Below are 17,364 nucleotides of genomic sequence, written 5' to 3'. Positions count from 1 at the left end.
TTTTAAATGTATTTTCAAAGTAAATCCAAAACATTATTTTGCCAAATTAGATTTGCCTCATAAAAATACAAAATGTACCTTTACATTTACTTTGGATATCAGGTTTTTTCACCAAAAAATACAATTTGGTTATGACGAAAAAATTCTTTGATGAATTTCAGACATCAACAAAAAAAGATTGGGAGGCGCAGGCAATAAAAGACCTGAAAGGAAAAAACTTTGAGCAAACCCTGGTCTGGAATACCCCCGAGGGTTTTCAGGTGCAGCCCTATTATGCCGAAGAAGACCTGGCCACAGTGCCCGTAAGTGCCATACAGCAGGCACAGACTTCAAAAAAAAAACCAGGCTGGCAAAACCGCGCTTCAATCAGCTTTGTAAACGAAAAACAGGCCAACAAAGCCATTACAGAGGCCTTGCAAAACGGAGTATATGCGGTAGCCATTGACCTGAGCCACGTAGAGGTTTCCGGGGTTGATATTCCCCGGCTTCTCGACAAAATAAAACTGAGCGACACACCCGTATATTTTAAAACCAATAACTATACCGCTCTGCTGTCTGCCCTTAAGAAATACGTGGCGTATCAGCCCAAAGGTGGCTTAATCTTCGATTCGTTAGGCGATTTCTTCTCAGGCAGAGCACCTGCTGAACCTGCAACTTGGAAAAGTGCAAAAAACCTGATTATGGATACAGCCGCCAGCCCTGCGTTTTATGTGCTTGCGGTGCAGTCTGAAACTTTTCATAATGCCGGCGCCAATACAGTGCAGGAACTGGCCTTTACACTGGCCTCAGCCGTTACGTATCTTGACAAACTGACGGATGAAGGACTGACGGCCGCACAGGTGGCTTCAAAGATTGAGTTCTCGCTGGCCATCGGTACCAATTATTTTATGGAGATAGCCAAGATACGCAGCCTGCGCTATTTATGGAGCCGTGTGCTGACCGCCTACGGGCTTGCCGATACCAGCTGCCGTATTCATTGCCATAACTCTTATTTTTATGATGCCGTGCCAGACGCCCACACCAATATGCTGCGCGCCACTACCGAGGCTATGGCAGCCGTTATCGGTGGCTGCGACTCGCTCGGTATTCATGGGTACGATGCCGTATTTACTACCGAACCCAGTGAAACCAGCAACAGAATAGCCCGTAACATAGCTAATCTGCTGAGCGACGAAAGCTATATGGGCAAAAGCCGTGACGTTGCCGCCGGGTCTTATTACCTGGAAAGCCTGACGAACGATTTATCAGCCGCCGCCTGGAACCTGTTTCTGGCAGTTGAGCAAAAAGGAGGCATTCTGGCTGCTTTTGAAGAAGAATTTGTGCAGACCGAAATTGAAAAGGCGTATCAGGAAAAAGTGGCGCAGCTACAAAACGGAAAAGTGATGGTGGGTGTCAATCGATTCAAGTCTCCGTTTGATACGCCGCAGGCCCTACCCACACAGCCGGATGTAGACAAACATTTTTTACCTGTCAGAAGACTATCAACCAGTTTTGAATGAAAATACTCCTGGCCCCCGATAAATTCAGAGGTTCGCTTGATGCCCCGCAGGTGTGCGAGGCCATGGCAGAGGGCATACGCATGGTTTCGGCTGGCATTGAAACCGTAAGCCTGCCTATGGCTGATGGCGGCGAGGGTACGCTTGACCTGCTGCTCTGGTATGCAGGCGGACAAAAGAAAACGGCACAGGTACAAGACCCATTGGGCAGAATCATCAATGCCGAGTATGGTATATCGGCCGACGGCAAAACAGCTTTTATTGAAATGGCCACGGCATCGGGCCTGAGCCTGCTGAAAACAGAAGAAAGAAATCCACTTCAAACCAGCACTTACGGCACAGGCGAACTGATAAAACTGGTAATGGAAGCCGGTGTAAAAGAAGTGATACTGGGCATTGGCGGCAGTGCCACTACCGATGCAGGCATTGGCATGGCCAAAGCATTAGGCTGGCGGTTTCTGGATACCGCCGGGCAGGAAGTAGAAGCCATTGGGGGCAATCTGTCGGCCATCAGGCAAATCATTCCTTCTCCTCTGGCCGCTCAACTGCCAAAGTTTCAGACAGCCTGCGATGTTACTGCGCCTCTTTATGGCCCCAGCGGAGCCGCTCATGTTTACGGCCCGCAAAAAGGAGCCGATGCAGAGGCTGTGAAAATACTCGACAAAGGTTTGCAGGATTTTGCTGCCATAACAGGCCTACCCGAAGAAACTTTCAAAAGCCCCGGCTTCGGCGCGGCAGGTGGGTTGGGTTTCGGAACCGTCTTTTTTCTGAATGCTACTTTGAAAGAAGGTGTAAAACTGTTGATGGATTTCTGTGATTTCGACAAACATTTGTCTGGTGTTGATTTAATCATCACCGGCGAGGGTAAAATTGACAGCCAGACCCTGCAAGGGAAACTAATAAAAGGTATCACCAGCAAAGCAGGCGCAATACCCGTAGCAGCGCTATGCGGTACCTTAGATACCACCCCGCAACAAATGAAAGAAATGGGCATCAGCTATGCTGCTTCTGTACTTAACCGCCCACAAACTTTAAACGAAGCCCTACAATCTGGCTATGCCGGGGTAAAAGACGCCACGTTTTATCTGGTGAATATGCTGTATAACCTATATCAGAAGAGGTAGAGTTTTCAGGCTCTTCAGTGCTTACCTGGCATTGCTAACTACTGAGGTAATCAAACTGCATAAAAAAATACCTCCCTCAATAGGGGTTTGTCGTCTATTGTTTGTCTCAGCAATAAACCAAAACACATGACCCCAAAAAACAAACCAATTATTTTAGCATCTCCCCTCATTATTATTGCAGTTAATTTCTTAGTGGCCTATTTTGCGGGTCTGTTGATAGGTAAATGGGCGTTTATACCAATCATTCTTATTGAATGGCTGCTGTTTGCGTTCTTCATTTTGAAATTCGGAAAAGCCGGGGCTTTAATCAGATGGCTGAAACCCACTGCCGGAAAATACGGCTGGAAATTTGGCGTTCTGATGATTGGACTTATCCCCTTGCCTATTTTCATAAAATATAATTACTTATTGGCCGGCTGGGAAATATGGTTACCCTGGTTGCTTCTGGCATTGGTTAATCCCTGGCTTGAAGAATTCTATTGGCGTGGTCTTTTATCAGATACCACCAAGGCCTGGTCAACCACAACATCCGTTTTATTCACCAGTTTGCTATTTTCAATCAATCATGTTGTTTTTGGGGTAAATGCTCTACTATTCAGAGGGCCGGAGATCCTCATTTCCACATTTGTGATGGGCGTAGTATGGGCCATTACCTACAAAAATACCCATAGCCTGCGCTGGGTTATTTTCTCTCACTTTCTGGTAGATACACTCAATTTATCTACACCCTCTTTTCTTGACTTGTATAAACCCGGTTGGTAAAGCCTGCCTCAAACGGTAATTAGTAAAGAAAATAAAAAAAATGATACGTGGCTGTAACATTCATGTAACAGCCACGTATCAGTATCCACAATATACAATCAGTAACAAGCATTGAGCAGATCAACCTACTGCTTGGTAAATACGCCGTTTTGGTTAATCCATTTCATGTTAAAAAATTTGTTGTCTACAATAATATCTTTGTCGCCATCTTTGTCGACATCGTAAATTCGCAGCCAGTCAATCCAGAACCAACTAATGCCCGGATAAGTAAGCACCGGATTACCGCTGATGACGGTTGCTGTTTTGTCGGTAAAAGTCTTATTGTTTTCCTGAATAATGGCCTGCACATACAAGCCATAAAATACCTGCTGCGAACCGGTTCCGTCGCCCTGCCTGTCCAGAATAATGTCTTGCAGGCCGTCGCCGTTTATATCAACCAGATTAATATCAATAATCACCCCCCAGTTGGCTACAGCAGGCAAAACAGTAGACCTGCTTTTTGAATACTTACCCGTGTAGTTTCCCCACAATACAGTTGGAGCGGCGTTTTCATGGGTATGCCCGGCAATAATCAGGTCCAGGTAGCCATCCTTGTTAAGGTCGTAGAGTTCTGAAGTAAAATAATTCAGATTAGAAATATCAGACGGAAACACGGTAGCATCATAAGCGAACTGCCCTTTGCCGTCGTTAATAAAAAACTTGCACTGGTTTTTGTTATCAGTAAAGAACAGGTCAATATCACCATCATTATCAACATCGCCCGAACACACCGAGTGAAAGAAACCACCCTGCGGCAGCAGCGAAGAGGTAAACTTACCATTGTTGTTCATCATTACCAGCGCCTGTTCACCCGGAAACGGCGGCGCATCAAATCCATGCCCGGCAAAAACCACATCCATCCAGCCGTTTTTATCAAAATCAGCCACAACAGCCTTGCGCGGATGCACCTGCCCCGGCACACTGCCGCTAAATACGCTGGCGGTTTCGTCGGTATAAACTCCACCGCTGTTTCTTAAAAAATTAACAGGCCGTGGCGCATTTACCAGTTGTCCTTTGGCGTCGTCATAATTCAGGTTGCCCATTATCATGTCTTTGTCGCCGTCCTTATCAAAATCATGGCTGATACGCGCCAGATACCCGCCGTTGTAGAATTTAAGAGAGGCCGGCATCTGTTCACTATAATTTATCCATTCGTCGTTATTCAACTCATAATTATAAGAGGTAGTAAGGTTGATATTGGCATTGGCGGCAATACCGATGTTGTTCAGCGTAACGGTGTAGCTGGCAGAGGTGCCATCTTCGGCTTTTACGGTATAGGTTAAAGGCTGTGCAAAACTGTTGGCGGTTTGTCCGCTGGTTTGTGCAGTGGCGCCAACGGTTACCGTACTTTTGGGGCTGGCAGTAAAGGTAGCTATAAGACCATCTTTTTTGAAGCTAACCGGAAAATTAACCGTAATGCCTGTACCGGAGATAGTACCCGTGATGTCGGCATCGAGCTCGGCATTGAGCGATTTTAAAAACTTGAATTCAGTAATGGACTTGTCTGTTGAAAGAGGTGGTGGAGTTGGCGTAGTGTCTGATTTTTTACAACCGATAAAAAGAAACAGAAGTACCCACAACATACAATGGGTGTAGCGTTTAATCATAGTACAGGATAGTTAAATAGTTTAAAACAGGCCTAAAAATACACAATTATTGTTAATTCAATAAAACTACACCTGCCTGCCCAAAAAAAATATAACCCGCACCAAACAATAAATACCAATTACTGGTTTAAGACTATGCCAGCCATTACATTTCATCAACAACCAAAAGACTTTTTGCCTTTGCCACAAAACTATTGCTGGCAAAGGCTCCTTATTTACCAGCCTGTTGGTATCTGGTTGCCTGTATCAGCACGTATTTCAATATTTTATGCCCATAATTGTTTTCATTTACCTATTTAGCCTAGTTTTGCAAGAAAATATCTGAAACTATGCAGGATGACAACAACAGCAACAACAGGCGCACCTGGTTAAAGTTTACCCAGATTGGTCTTCAGATGATTATTACCATTGGCCTTGGCACCTGGTTTGGCTATTGGCTTGATACCCGCTCGGACAGCAAAACTCCTGTCTATACCCTCATTTTATCACTTACCTCTATCGGCGTCTCGCTTTATAACGTTATCAGGCAGTTGCCTAAACAATAATCAGGTACCTATTACAGCTTACTTCAGTATTATATGGCAAAAACACTTATACTCACCGGCGTATTGATAATTGTATTTTTTTTAGCTGGAGCCATTGGCCTTGGCCATCTGCTGCATCCGCAAAAATGGATAATTCTGGGCTTTTTTGTGGCCTATTCATTTCTTTTTAACAGAGTAATGGAATTGGGTTTCCGCGAAAAAAATAAAAACTTTATCCAGTTTTATCTCGCAACAATTGCTTTACGTCTTATTCTTAGCCTGATTTTTATCGGCATAGAATTATACCTCGGCCTAAAGCAGCAGGAATTGTTCGTTGCCAACTTTTTTGTATTATATTTATTTTACACCATATTTGAAATTTGGAATTTAAATGCTAACTTGCGCCGAAATTCAGAAAAGTGAATTCCTGAAAAGTTGAATGACCGAATAAATTAAACAACATGTTGCGTTTACTTACAAATAGAATCTTATTAATAGCCTCATTATCAATCTTTTCTCTAACTTTTGCAATAGCCCAGGAGGCACATGACAGCCATCATGAAGCCAAAGAAAGCACTGCTCACGAGGACGAAAACTTTGATATTGGTAAAATGATTATGCACCACATTCAGGATTCTCACGAGTGGGAATTTTCTCACGGTGCCGTCATCCCGCTTCCTGTTATTCTTTATTCTGAAGACCGCGGCGTTGAAGTATTCTCATCGGCCCGCTTCAAAGAAGGTAACGGTATTTACAACGATTACAAAAATGAACACGAGCACATTCACAGAGTGAAGGCCGATGGCTCGGTTGATGAAAGCGTTCATGTATGGGATTTGTCTATCACCAAAAATGTGGCATCGCTTATTCTGAGTGCCGTTATTCTGATCGTGGTGATGTCTTCAGTTGCCAAAAGTTTCAATACCAACAGAGGGAAAGCGCCAAAGGGTTTGCAGTCTTTTATGGAGCCGATTATCTTCTTCATCAGAGACGAAGTAGTTAAACCCAATATCGGGCCTAAATACGCCAAATACCTTCCTTATTTACTTACCTTGTTTTTCTTTGTGCTTATCAACAACCTGCTTGGCTTGTTGCCGGGTGGCGCTAACGTAACAGGCAATATAGCCATTACCATGATACTGGCCGTTATTACGTTTTTCATTACGCACATCAACGCCAACAAACACTACTGGTTGCACTTGGTTAAGCCAGAGGGTGTGCCTGTGGTTATGCTGCCTCTTATGTGGGTGGTTGAGATTGCCGGTGTGTTTATGAAACCGATGTCATTAATGATACGTTTGTTTGCCAACATTACGGCTGGCCACATCATTATCCTTAGTTTGCTGGGTCTTATCTTTATTTTCAAAAACTTTGCCATTGGCGGTGTGGTAACCTTGTTTACCTTGTTCATGAACACCATTGAGCTGCTGGTAGCATTCTTGCAGGCATTTATTTTCACGCTGCTTTCATCAATGTATATTGGTAGTGCCATTGAAGAACATCATGATGCAGACCATGGCCACTGATAATTAATTAAGTATTTATTTTTTCATTAATATATAAATTGTTTAATCATGTCTTTATTACAAACTCTTTTACAAGCAGGTGCTGATTCAACTCGTGGTCTTGCAGTATTTGGCGCCGCTTTAGGTGCTGGTCTAGCCGCTATCGGTGCAGGTCTAGGTCTTGGTAAAATCGGTGGTAGCGCGCTTGAAGGTGTTGCACGTCAACCAGAAGCTGCTAACAAAATCCAGACTATGATGATCATCATCGCTGCCCTTGTAGAAGCCGTAGCTCTTTTTGCAGCTGTAATCTGTCTTTTGATCTCTTTCAAATTAGTATAAGAATCAAAAGTAAACGATCTGATTCAGGCATCCTGTACTATTCGCATTAGGCGTTAGTGCAGGATTCCCACTAGTCTCGGCCATCGTTCAATGTAAAGTAGTTTATAATAAAATAGTTGTTGTAAACACCGGGTCTTTACTAATCAAATAATTAAATAAAAATTTTAAAACTGATATGGAATTACTAACCCCCAGCCCCGGATTGATCTTCTGGATGCTCTTGGTTTTTGGTATTTTAGTTTTTGTTCTTGCTAAATTTGCATGGAAGCCAATTTTGAGCGCCGTTAAAGAGCGTGAAGATTCAATTGAGTCGGCGCTTAGAATGGCAGAAGAAACACGTGCAGAAATGGCCAAGTTAAAAGCCGATAACGACAGAATTATTGCTGAAGCACGGATTGAGCGCGACAAGATTATCCGTGAAGCAAAAATTGCCTCAGATAATATGCTGGCTGAAGCCAAAGACAAAGCAGCTGCTGAAGGTGCCAAAATTATTGCGGATGCACGTGAGGCTATTCAGCAGGAAAAAGTTGCCCTGGTTGCCCAAATGAAAAAAGATGTGGCTGCGTTCTCTATCGAAATCGCTGAAAAAGTACTGCGTAAAGAGCTGGCTGACAAAAAAGCACAGGAATCGCTGGTTTCAGATTTGATTTCAGAAGCTAAACTGAACTGATACTGATACAAAATCAGGTTGGTAATAAAGTAAAAAACTTATTATTGCAAATTTATTGTTAAGCTTTTGCAAAATAAGTCTTACAAAATTTGTTTTTTTGATAGAGTCGGTTGTATTTTTGTCTAAATATATGTTGCAACCGAGAATTTAGTTCTATATAGAAAAAAATGGCAGATTCAATAGTTGCATACAGATACGCCAAGTCTTTATTTGACCTGGCTACCGAAAAAAATGTTGTAGAAGAAGTGAGCAGTGACATGGTCCTGTTTCAGCAGATTTGCGACGAAAACAGACAGTTTTTGGTAGTGATGAATAATCCGATTGTTCGTCACGACAAAAAATTAGGAATTTTGAAAAATATTTTCGAAAATCGCGTAAGCGATGTGACTTTTTCGATTTTCAATGTTCTAACCAAAAAACACAGAGAAAATTTGATATACTCAATTGCCGAAGAGTTTGAGAAACTCTATAACGCTAAAAAAGGTATTCAAAAAGCTACTGTAACTACCGTTACTCCTCTAACAGATGCCCAACGTCAGGAAATTACCGCGTTGGTTGCCAAATCTACCGGTAAGGAAGTATTGCTGGAGGAAAAAACAAACGAAGCACTGATTGGTGGATATGTTTTAAAACTGGACGACAAACAGTTTGATACTTCTATCAGAAAGAAATTAAATGACTTGAAAGTAACATTGGCATAATAAGAATGAAAATGTTATAAAAAATATTAGTTTTCATGGCTATAAAGTTGAGAAATACCCCCGAACTTCGGGGGTTTTTTCTTTATGGGCGATCTGCTTATAACAACTCTGTTGAGGGGTTCCAGAAAAGAGCAGCAAAATCAACCACCTTATCATTTACCACCTTAATTCCTTCGGCTTCCAGTAACTCCTTCATGCGGTTGCCGCCAAAATGCGCTTTGCCACTTAATAAGCCATTCCGGTTTACTACCCGGTGGGCAGGTACGTCAGGCAGGCCATGGCAGGCGTTCATGGCCCAGCCCACCAGCCGCGCCCCTGATTTTGAACCGATATACTGCGCTATGGCGCCATAACTGGTTACCCTACCCTTGGGTACGAGGCGTACTACCTGGTATATAACATCATAAATGTTGTCAGACTGTGCCATTTACCAAACTAGCGATTTTTTTTGTTGCTACGGCCACGATACAAAACAAGCAGCTGGTTTAAGCTTTTAGCATCTGTATCAAAGTCTTCAATCTGTAAATGCTCGCTTCCGTTCGGATGGCCATAAACCAGATAGAAATGCGAATTTTTACCAGACCCCTCACTTATTACTTCTTCATTGCTGATTTGCTGCCAGCTGTAAAACTCTGTAGATACGGTTCTGATTCCTGCTTCATTCAATATAATTTGTGGCTCAGTATTGGTTGCCTGCTTGTATTCTCTAAAACCGTAATAGGCCCCACCCAGTAGCATAACAGAGCCAATAATATAATTATCTGTTTTAAGAAGTACATAAACACCACCTGCCGAGCAAAGTAGCATAAGTATCATTTGCAGGTAGTTTTTACTTTTCGAATAATAAATAATGGTCTCATTTGGAATTGTCAGGTCGTCAAAGAATAAATCATCATGCCTGAATTTCATCTGTAATTCAGCCCATTTTAGTTTGTCTACAGCACTTCTGATTTCCGTCTTTTCAAATATGCTGTTATCAGGCCATATCAGTTTTTCTCTGATTGCACGTTTTTTTAGTTCATGTATGTTCCTTACGTTCTCAAATGCCCAAAGACGCCATTTAGTAACCATGAAGCTCCACCATAGCCAGGATAAAACGAAGGTTGCGGCAAACCCGGCTATCATACCCCACACAGGTATAAGATTATGCGCAGACAGGTAAACGGTAATCCCAAAACCGGCGAGCATAAAAACCACTGTAGGTAAATTGAGTACCCGATGGCCTTTTGCTATTGCTTCATCTACTGATACATTTCCATTCATATCCATTTAACATTTTGAATTACTTTCAATGAATTTCAGTTCATCTGTATCCTTGAAGGTAGATGAATCTGTGAGAGGTAAATAATGATTTCAGTACCGAATATAAACAATTTTCAATAGCGCGTATCCATGATTAACGAAATAAATTAACCGTCTGGCAAAACCCGGTAAAGTGGTGGTACCTGCTACTTAAATTAAGGCAGTATCAACAAAAACTGATTCCCAAACCGGAAGATAATCAGATAACAGCGAATAGAGAACTACCTGCATCATTAAGGTTCCAGATTCTTTATCTCTTTCTCTAATGTATTAAACCAGCTTTCGCCATATTGCCGTATCAGGGGTTCTTTTAAAAACTGATAAACAGGCACGCCCAGTTTATCGCCCAGCTCGCAGGCGTCACTGCAGATAGACCAGCGGTCATAATTAACGGCGTGGAAACTCTCGTATTTAGTAATACGTATCGGGTACAAATGGCAGGATATAGGCTTTTTCCAGGTTATCTTCCCGTCCAGATAAGCCTGTTCAATACCGCATTTCAGAATGCCCTTTTCATCATATACGGCATAGGCGCATTCGCGGTCTTCAATGGTTGGGGTAGAGAAGTCGCCCTCCCAGTCTTTTATGTATTTTCCCTGTTCTTCTATGGCTTTTATACCTTCGGGTGTCAGGTAAGGTTTTACGTGTTCGTATATCTCTTCCAGTACAGGCAGTTCCGACTCCTCCAGAGGTGCGCCCAGGTCGCCTTCCACGCAACAGGCTCCCTTACATTTGTCAAGGTTACAAACAAAAAATTTGTCAGCTACATCATCGCTGACACAGGTATTCTCAATCAATATCATTGTATATAAAAATTACTGGGTAGTGGTTCATAAGGCTTGTTGTGGGTATCAGACATCTGCGCAAACCAAAACATCTTTTTAATACAAAGCCCCTCTACCGTGTTTAAAAGGCAAAGGGGCTTTAGATGTTTATATAACCCGGATGCATTAAAGCCTGAAGGCAAACAGACCCGGGCCGCTATATTTTTCTGATAACCAGCTTCTGCCCTATTTTAACATCACGGCTGGTCATATTGTTCCATTCCTGAATCTGCTTCATGGTAACATCATATTTCTTTGAAATACTGAAAAGCGTTTCGCCCCGTACTACCTTATGCGATTTAACCACCGATGCTCTGGCTGGCTCAGTTTTCTCTTTAGCCGGGTTTTCTTTTACCGTTGTTTCTCTTGTTTCGTAGGCGGGGCTGTCTTTGTAGCCCACTATCAGTTGTTGCCCTGATTTTACTCTCTCCTTCACCGAAAAATTATTCCACTCGGCCAGGTCGCGCACTGAAACATTATACTTGCGGGCTATACTGTATAAGTTCTGGCCCGGCGTTACTCTGTAATAAACCTTTTTAGGCGCTACGCTGGTTCTGGTGCTTTTGTCGGCCTCTGGTTCACGCGTAACCACTGTTTTAGGTGTAACAGTTGGCTTGCCGGTTGATGTTGACGCCGAATATACAGGTTTTTCGTCTTCTATTTTAATAATCGGCACGGTGTCTGCCTCATCATCTGCCGACTGGCCTGGCAATGGTGTTACTTTGGTTTCTGCTGCCGCAGACGGCTCCGGCTGTTTAGTGGCCGGTCTTTTACTGGCGCGCTCTATTACTACGGTTTCAGAGGCTTGAGGTTCTCTTACCACTTCGCGTTCCGGGGCTATGGTATTTTTGGCCAGTACTTCTGATTTAGCGCTTGTTTTCTGGTCAAACTTCTCCATTAGCGGTAGTGGCTGGGCAGGCACTACTTCCTGCGGCTTAGGCTTAGGTTCTATACCGGTTTGCAGCGGCTGGTGTTTCGGCCGTTTTCTTTGCAGATATACCACCTGGCCTTCGCGTATTTCCGCCGGGTCGTTTAAGCGGTTGTATTTCAGCAGGCTATGCAGTTTTACACCATAAGCCTGAGAAAGCTCCCAGGTCGACTCCCCCGTTTTTAAATCTACCTCTGCCACAGGCCCCCTGCTGTATTTACGTTGCAGGTAATATACTTTACCCGGCACTACCACGTCGGCATCGGTCAAGTCGTTGTATAATAAAAAGCTCTTCACCGATATCCTGCCGGCTTTGGCCAGCGAGGCCACGTCGTCGCCGGTTTTGGCCAAAATACCTTTCTTCTCGTTTATTTCATAAAAAACAGGGCCATCATCATTTTTAGCGGGTTTGCCAGTGCGTACCAGCACGGGGTATCCGGCATGATTGGCCGTTGGTCTGGCTAATACAGGTGCAGGCGTTACGGTTTCTTTTTCGGCTGGTTTAGTGTTATTGGGCATCAGTGACGATTGCCCGATGGCCTTGATCTGAACCAGGTCCAGCCTGTTGGCAGGCACAAAAAGCGCCACCGAGTAATCGTCAGGTATAGTAGATGTCTGCAACCACGAATTATGTTTTTTCAGCTCAATAAGGTCTATTTCAAAAACGGCGGCTATTTCAGCCAGGGTTTTGCCTTTGCTTTGGCGGTACTCAAAAAAGGCCCATTCGTTTTGCTTCATCTGGCTTACGCGGTGTTCAAAAGCCAGGCGTGCAGCTACAGTTTTAATCAGGTAGCGGTCGGTACGGGCATTAAAAGTTACAGCCGAAGCATTGACCCACTCAGACGGTACAATTTTGCTGATACCGGCAGCACCCAGCAGGTAAGAATATAAAGAGGAAATCCAGTTTTTGTAAATCTGGTTGCTGCGCTTCAGATACCTGGCGGCAGCTTTGGTAGAGGCATAGATATTTTTCCGTTCATCAATGACGTTATCAACCCGCAGGCCCAGTTCCTGAGCCGTAGGGGCTTTCATTTGCCAGAAACCAACAGCGTTTGAGCTGGAAACGGCATCGGGCAGCAATGAGCTTTCAACAACGGCCAGGTACTTGAAATCGTCAGGCACTTTTTCATCAGCCAGAATACGTTCTATAACCGGAAAATACCACTGAATACGTTGCAATTTATCCTGAACATATCTGTTTTCTGGAATCAGCAAGGCAGATACTTCTTTTTCAACAAGTGCCTGGGCGTCGGCATCCAACTGCACTGAAACACCTGCAAAAACTACCTTTTTGGGTACCTGCGGTAACGACGACTGCTGCGCCAGCACTGCCTGAAAACCTACCACAAAAAACGAAAGCACAAAAATTCTTTTCATGAGCTAATGAGTTATTAGTAAAAGCACAAATTTTAGGAATGATAAGACGGTCCTTTCAAATTCTGCCGGCAGGCAGAAAGAAATTGCATCTTTTTAAATACGGCTTAGCTTTATAAGCCGCACACTCAATTCTAAATTCAGCAAAAGAATATGGCAGCAGTTTGTTTCTCTTCAAATAAGAGTATCTGGTAAGTTTATTAAGAGTTATTTATTATTTTTTTCTGAGTACCAGCAACCCATCACGAATAGGCAGCAGGATGTTTTCTACGCGGTTATCGTTATGTATAGCATCATTAAACGCCCTGATGTTCAGTGTATCTTTATCTTTGGCAGCCGGGTTGCTTACTTTGCCGCTCCACAATACGTTGTCGGCTATGATATAGCCCCCCGGGCGCACCTTATCGAAAACAATATCATAATACCGCTGGTAATTCAGTTTATCGGCATCAATAAAAACAAGGTCAAACGGCCCTTCCATTTCCGGAATAATCTCCAGTGCATTACCGATTCTGAAATCTATCTTGTGATGCAACGGCGATTGAGCAAAGAAATTTCTTACAAAATCTTCCAGCTCTTCGTTTACGTCAATTGTAATGATTTTTCCGTTTTGGGTAAGCCCTTCTGCCAGGCACAATGCCGAGTAACCGGTATATGTACCGATTTCAAGAATCAGCCCGGGCTGAATCATCTGTGAAACCATAGCCAGTAAACGCCCTTGCAGGTGGCCTGAAAGCATACGCGACTGCAAGACCTTTGCATGTGTTTCGCGGTTCAGTTTGCTCAGCAGGTCATTTTCAGGCGTGGTATGATCCAGACAATATTGGTCAATATCAGCAGGAATAAATTCCATCAGGAAAGCATTTTTATACAAAAATAGAACATATTTCAAAAAAATGAATAAAAAAGGGGCTTTTTTTGCCCCTCAGATGTTTAAAAGTCATTTTGGTACCGTTTAATTAGCGCTTGTTGCTTCTGCTGCGCAGGCTGAAATCGGCCAGCACCAGGGCGGCCATTGCCTCAACAATTGGCACCGCACGTGGCAACACACAGGGGTCATGACGACCCTTGCCCGACACCACAACGGTTTCGCCGGCTTCGTTTACGCTCTCCTGGTCTTGCATGATAGTGGCCACCGGCTTAAAGGCCACTCTGAAATAGATATCTTCTCCGTTCGAAATTCCGCCTTGTATACCGCCCGAATGATTGGTGCGGGTATGTACTTTGCCGTCTTCGCCAACGTAAAACTCGTCATTGTGCTGCGAGCCGAATAATGCCACGCCATCAAAGCCACTGCCATATTCAAAACCCTTTACCGCATTAATGCCCAGCATAGCCTTGCCTAGCTCGGCATGCAGTTTATCAAACACGGGTTCGCCCCAGCCTACCGGCACACCTTTGATAACCCCGGTGATGATACCACCGATAGAATCGCCCTTTTTGCGGGTTTCGTCAATGAAATCAAACATTTTTTGCGCGGTGGCCTCGTCAGGGCAACGCACAGCGTTATCGTCGGTTTTGCTTAAATCCAGTTCGTAGTATTCTTTATCCAGTTTAATATTACCGACCTGCGACACATACGCCTGCACGTTAATTTGCTGCTGCGCCAGCAGCATTTTGGCCAGCGCCCCTGCTGCTACGCGAGCGGCTGTCTCGCGGGCTGAGCTGCGCCCGCCTCCGCGGTAATCGCGAACACCATATTTGGCGGTATAGGTGTAGTCGGCATGTGATGGTCTGAACTGATGCGCTATGTGGCTGTAATCTTTAGAGCGTTGGTCTTCATTAAAAATAACCATAGCAATGGGCGTACCGGTTGTTTTGCCCTCAAAAATACCCGATAGTACCTGAAACTCGTCGGCCTCTTTGCGTTGGGTGGTAATGCGCGACTGACCCGGTTTGCGGCGGTCTAGTTCGTGTTGAATGTAGGCTTCGTCAAAATCTATACCTGCGGGGCATCCGTCTATTACTACGCCGATGGCTTTGCCGTGTGATTCACCAAATGTTGAAATCTTAAAAATTGTTCCGTAAGTACTACTCATGAGAGAAAACCGGGTTTTGCTATATTTTAAAACGGGTGTAAAATTAAGATAAAATGTTGGTGTGTGGATATTATTTTGAATGTAAAACGTATTTTGACTTGACAATACATTTCAAATTTCTCCTTTTTAATGATGTAAATAATACATTTTTAAACAATTCCGAAAAATAAGACAATTATTATCTTGGTTTTTTTAGGCAAAATTATTTTATTGAAGGTCAAAGAGTTTATACCAATCTTAGAATCATGAAAATCTATTTAGAAGATGTTTTTAAAACATCTGGATTACCGACCTATACATTTGTAAAGCCTGCAGAATATACTAAACTGCTAGTCTCTCTAAGAACTAAAGGCAGAGGCTTAGTTATCGAAGGCCCTTCTGGTATAGGAAAAACTACAAGTGTTATCAAAGCTATTGATGAAATAGGGTTTAGTAATTCAGTTCTTAACTTATCTGCAAGAAAAAGAGAAGATGTTGAATTGATACAATTTCTTCCTGAAATGAAGGATATTGGAATAGTGATCGTTGATGATTTCCATGTTCTATCTAATGAAATTAAGAAGAACTTGTCGGATTTAATGAAGACTTTAGCGGATGAAGAATCTGCTAAATCAAAACTTATACTAATCGGAATTAATAAAGCTGGAGACTCATTAGTTTCATTTTCTCCTGATTTAAATAATAGAATTGATACAATCAGATTTGAGGCGAATCCTAATGAAAAAATTGAAAACATGATTGAATTAGGAGAACAAGCACTTGGAATCACAATTAATGTTAAGCAAGAATTAATAGAAGAGTCCAAGGGAAGTTTTCACATTGCTCAAATACTTGCTAAAGAGACATGTATATATTCAGAAATTACAGATAGTGAATCAAGCAAAAAGCAAACTGACGCGAGTATAGAAATAATTAAGTCGAAAGTAATAGAAGAGTTAGATAGGTTGTTTTACAATAAAGCAAGAATATTTTCTATAGGGTCTAAATTAAGAAGAGAAGGAAGAGCACCATATTTACATTTGCTTAATTGGCTGGCAAATAGTCCTGATTGGTCAATTCATATTGATGAATTACTCAATCAACATCCTCACATGAAATTGAGTGTTAATCAAGTTGTAGAAAAAGGATTTTTAACAAATTTGCTGCTTCAAAATCCGATCTTACAAGACGTTATCCACTTTGATAATCTTTCAAATGTTTTAACAGTTGAAGATCCAAAATTTTTATTCTATATAAGAAACATTCTATGGAATAAATTCGCTCAAAAAATTGGATTCATTGGTATTGTGTTTGATAAACCATATGACTTTGCACTATCATTTGCTAGCGAAAACAGGAATTTAGCAGAATTATTGTTCGATTTGTTAACAGAAAGAGAGATTTCGGTCTTTTATGATAAGAATGAACAACATCGAATTTTAACTGTAAATGTCGAAGACTATCTTTCTCCCATTTACAATTCAGAAGCTGAATATATTATAGTTTTATTAAGTAGTAATTATCCTAAAAAAATATGGACTAAGTTTGAATCAACTCAGTTTAGACAGAGATTTGGTGAAAACGCAGTTATACCTATTTGGTACTCAGATACGGACGTAAGCATTTTTGATGAATCCAAAAAATATGGGGGCATTGAATTTAATGTTAATGATGATTTGGAAAGGCAAGCAGTTCACATTGTAGAAACTGTTTCCAAAATGTTAGAAGAAAAAAGAAAGAACAAACAATTTCATAGTCATATACAATCTGATGAAGAGGAAACAAGTTAAGTTGAGCCGTTATTAGCTATAATCTTATCAATAGATGAACTCAACTTCTTCAACTGCATTCAATAGACCAAATTGAGATTTAGCGTTTCTAACCAAAATCTTTTCAACTATTAAAAAAATGTTAATTTTTATATTTCTGAAAAAAAAATCAGATTTCAGCCCGCCTTTGGGCAAAAATAAGGCAATCCGGCCGACTATGGCACAAAAAAAAACCGAGCTCAAAGCGGCCGGTTTTTATTCAATAAACTAAACTAAACTGTATAAAATCTTTTTCTTTGCTAACAATACCCGGCATGTAACCCCGGGCTTTTACTGTTTTTTATTCAATTTACAAAAACACACTATTGGCAAAGTTTATATT

Annotated in this window: 17 protein-coding genes; 10 read left to right on the top strand and 7 right to left on the bottom strand. The window is 42.2% G+C overall.

Features of this window, described 5'->3' with window-relative positions; translation table 11 throughout:
- Window positions 1–131 precede the first annotated feature (131 nt).
- The 3 genes from C0V77_RS10840 (at window position 132) to C0V77_RS10830 (ending at window position 3,382) form a co-directional block, all read left to right on the top strand.
- A complete protein-coding gene (locus tag C0V77_RS10840) occupies window positions 132–1,499 on the top strand; it encodes a methylmalonyl-CoA mutase family protein (RefSeq protein ID WP_101726383.1) in 1,368 nt (455 codons plus the stop codon).
- Window positions 1,496–2,620, top strand: coding sequence for a glycerate kinase (locus C0V77_RS10835; RefSeq protein WP_101726382.1), 1,125 nt, complete (start codon window positions 1,496–1,498; stop codon window positions 2,618–2,620). Before C0V77_RS10840 ends, C0V77_RS10835 begins: the two co-directional genes overlap by 4 nt.
- A 126-nt stretch (window positions 2,621–2,746) precedes the next feature.
- On the top strand, window positions 2,747–3,382 hold the full coding sequence (locus C0V77_RS10830; protein WP_101726381.1) for a CPBP family intramembrane glutamic endopeptidase: 636 nt from the start codon (window positions 2,747–2,749) through the stop codon (window positions 3,380–3,382).
- 125 nt (window positions 3,383–3,507) lie between these two features.
- On the opposite strand, the gene C0V77_RS10825 is transcribed toward C0V77_RS10830, so the two are convergent.
- Window positions 3,508–5,028 carry a VCBS repeat-containing protein gene (locus C0V77_RS10825; protein WP_101726380.1) on the bottom strand — a complete coding sequence of 507 codons (1,521 nt, stop codon included), beginning with the start codon at window positions 5,026–5,028 and terminating at the stop codon, window positions 3,508–3,510.
- A 329-nt stretch (window positions 5,029–5,357) separates the two neighbouring features.
- Here C0V77_RS10825 and C0V77_RS10820 point away from each other — a divergent pair, with 329 nt between their 5' ends.
- The 6 genes from C0V77_RS10820 to atpH all read left to right on the top strand — a co-directional run bounded on the left by C0V77_RS10820 (window position 5,358) and on the right by atpH (window position 8,767).
- On the top strand, window positions 5,358–5,573 hold the full coding sequence (locus C0V77_RS10820; protein WP_101726379.1) for an AtpZ/AtpI family protein: 216 nt from the start codon (window positions 5,358–5,360) through the stop codon (window positions 5,571–5,573).
- A 33-nt stretch (window positions 5,574–5,606) separates the two neighbouring features.
- Window positions 5,607–5,975: a hypothetical protein gene (locus C0V77_RS10815; RefSeq protein ID WP_101726378.1), complete on the top strand. Its 369-nt coding sequence runs from the start codon at window positions 5,607–5,609 to the stop codon at window positions 5,973–5,975.
- Window positions 5,976–6,013: 38 nt separating this feature from the next.
- Window positions 6,014–7,078, top strand: a complete 1,065-nt coding sequence (atpB, locus tag C0V77_RS10810) for a F0F1 ATP synthase subunit A (protein WP_101726377.1) — start codon at window positions 6,014–6,016, stop codon at window positions 7,076–7,078.
- Between the two features lie 48 nt (window positions 7,079–7,126).
- Window positions 7,127–7,396 carry a F0F1 ATP synthase subunit C gene (gene atpE, locus C0V77_RS10805; protein WP_101726376.1) on the top strand — a complete coding sequence of 90 codons (270 nt, stop codon included), beginning with the start codon at window positions 7,127–7,129 and terminating at the stop codon, window positions 7,394–7,396.
- 175 nt (window positions 7,397–7,571) lie between these two features.
- Entirely contained in the window at window positions 7,572–8,066 is a 495-nt protein-coding gene (gene atpF, locus C0V77_RS10800; protein ID WP_101726375.1) for a F0F1 ATP synthase subunit B, read from the top strand.
- 167 nt (window positions 8,067–8,233) lie between these two features.
- Window positions 8,234–8,767, top strand: coding sequence for an ATP synthase F1 subunit delta (gene atpH, locus C0V77_RS10795; RefSeq protein WP_101726374.1), 534 nt, complete (start codon window positions 8,234–8,236; stop codon window positions 8,765–8,767).
- 97 nt (window positions 8,768–8,864) lie between these two features.
- Here the strand turns inward: atpH and C0V77_RS10790 are convergent, their stop codons facing one another.
- The 6 genes from C0V77_RS10790 to aroC all read right to left on the bottom strand — a co-directional run bounded on the left by C0V77_RS10790 (window position 8,865) and on the right by aroC (window position 15,234).
- Complete coding sequence (locus tag C0V77_RS10790; RefSeq protein ID WP_101726373.1) at window positions 8,865–9,194, bottom strand: MGMT family protein; 330 nt, start codon at window positions 9,192–9,194, stop codon at window positions 8,865–8,867.
- Window positions 9,195–9,202: 8 nt separating this feature from the next.
- On the bottom strand, window positions 9,203–10,030 hold the full coding sequence (locus C0V77_RS10785; protein ID WP_101726610.1) for a hypothetical protein: 828 nt from the start codon (window positions 10,028–10,030) through the stop codon (window positions 9,203–9,205).
- Window positions 10,031–10,302: 272 nt separating this feature from the next.
- Window positions 10,303–10,872 (bottom strand): DUF3109 family protein, encoded by a 570-nt coding sequence (locus C0V77_RS10780; RefSeq protein ID WP_101726372.1) that lies wholly within the window; start codon window positions 10,870–10,872, stop codon window positions 10,303–10,305.
- Window positions 10,873–11,050: 178 nt separating this feature from the next.
- Window positions 11,051–13,198: a LysM peptidoglycan-binding domain-containing protein gene (locus tag C0V77_RS10775; protein WP_101726371.1), complete on the bottom strand. Its 2,148-nt coding sequence runs from the start codon at window positions 13,196–13,198 to the stop codon at window positions 11,051–11,053.
- Window positions 13,199–13,409: 211 nt separating this feature from the next.
- A complete protein-coding gene (locus C0V77_RS10770) occupies window positions 13,410–14,048 on the bottom strand; it encodes an O-methyltransferase (RefSeq protein WP_101726370.1) in 639 nt (212 codons plus the stop codon).
- 106 nt (window positions 14,049–14,154) lie between these two features.
- The gene (aroC, locus tag C0V77_RS10765) at window positions 14,155–15,234 is read right to left on the bottom strand and encodes a chorismate synthase (RefSeq protein WP_101726369.1); all 1,080 of its coding nucleotides are present in this window, start codon (window positions 15,232–15,234) and stop codon (window positions 14,155–14,157) included.
- Window positions 15,235–15,479: 245 nt separating this feature from the next.
- Here aroC and C0V77_RS10760 point away from each other — a divergent pair, with 245 nt between their 5' ends.
- Window positions 15,480–17,003, top strand: coding sequence for a TIR domain-containing protein (locus C0V77_RS10760; protein ID WP_101726368.1), 1,524 nt, complete (start codon window positions 15,480–15,482; stop codon window positions 17,001–17,003).
- Window positions 17,004–17,364: the final 361 nt, after the last annotated feature.

The organism is Emticicia sp. TH156 (assembly GCF_002855535.1).
Taxonomy (GTDB): domain Bacteria; phylum Bacteroidota; class Bacteroidia; order Cytophagales; family Spirosomataceae; genus Emticicia; species Emticicia fluvialis.
This window is presented reverse-complemented; position numbering and strand designations above follow the sequence as displayed.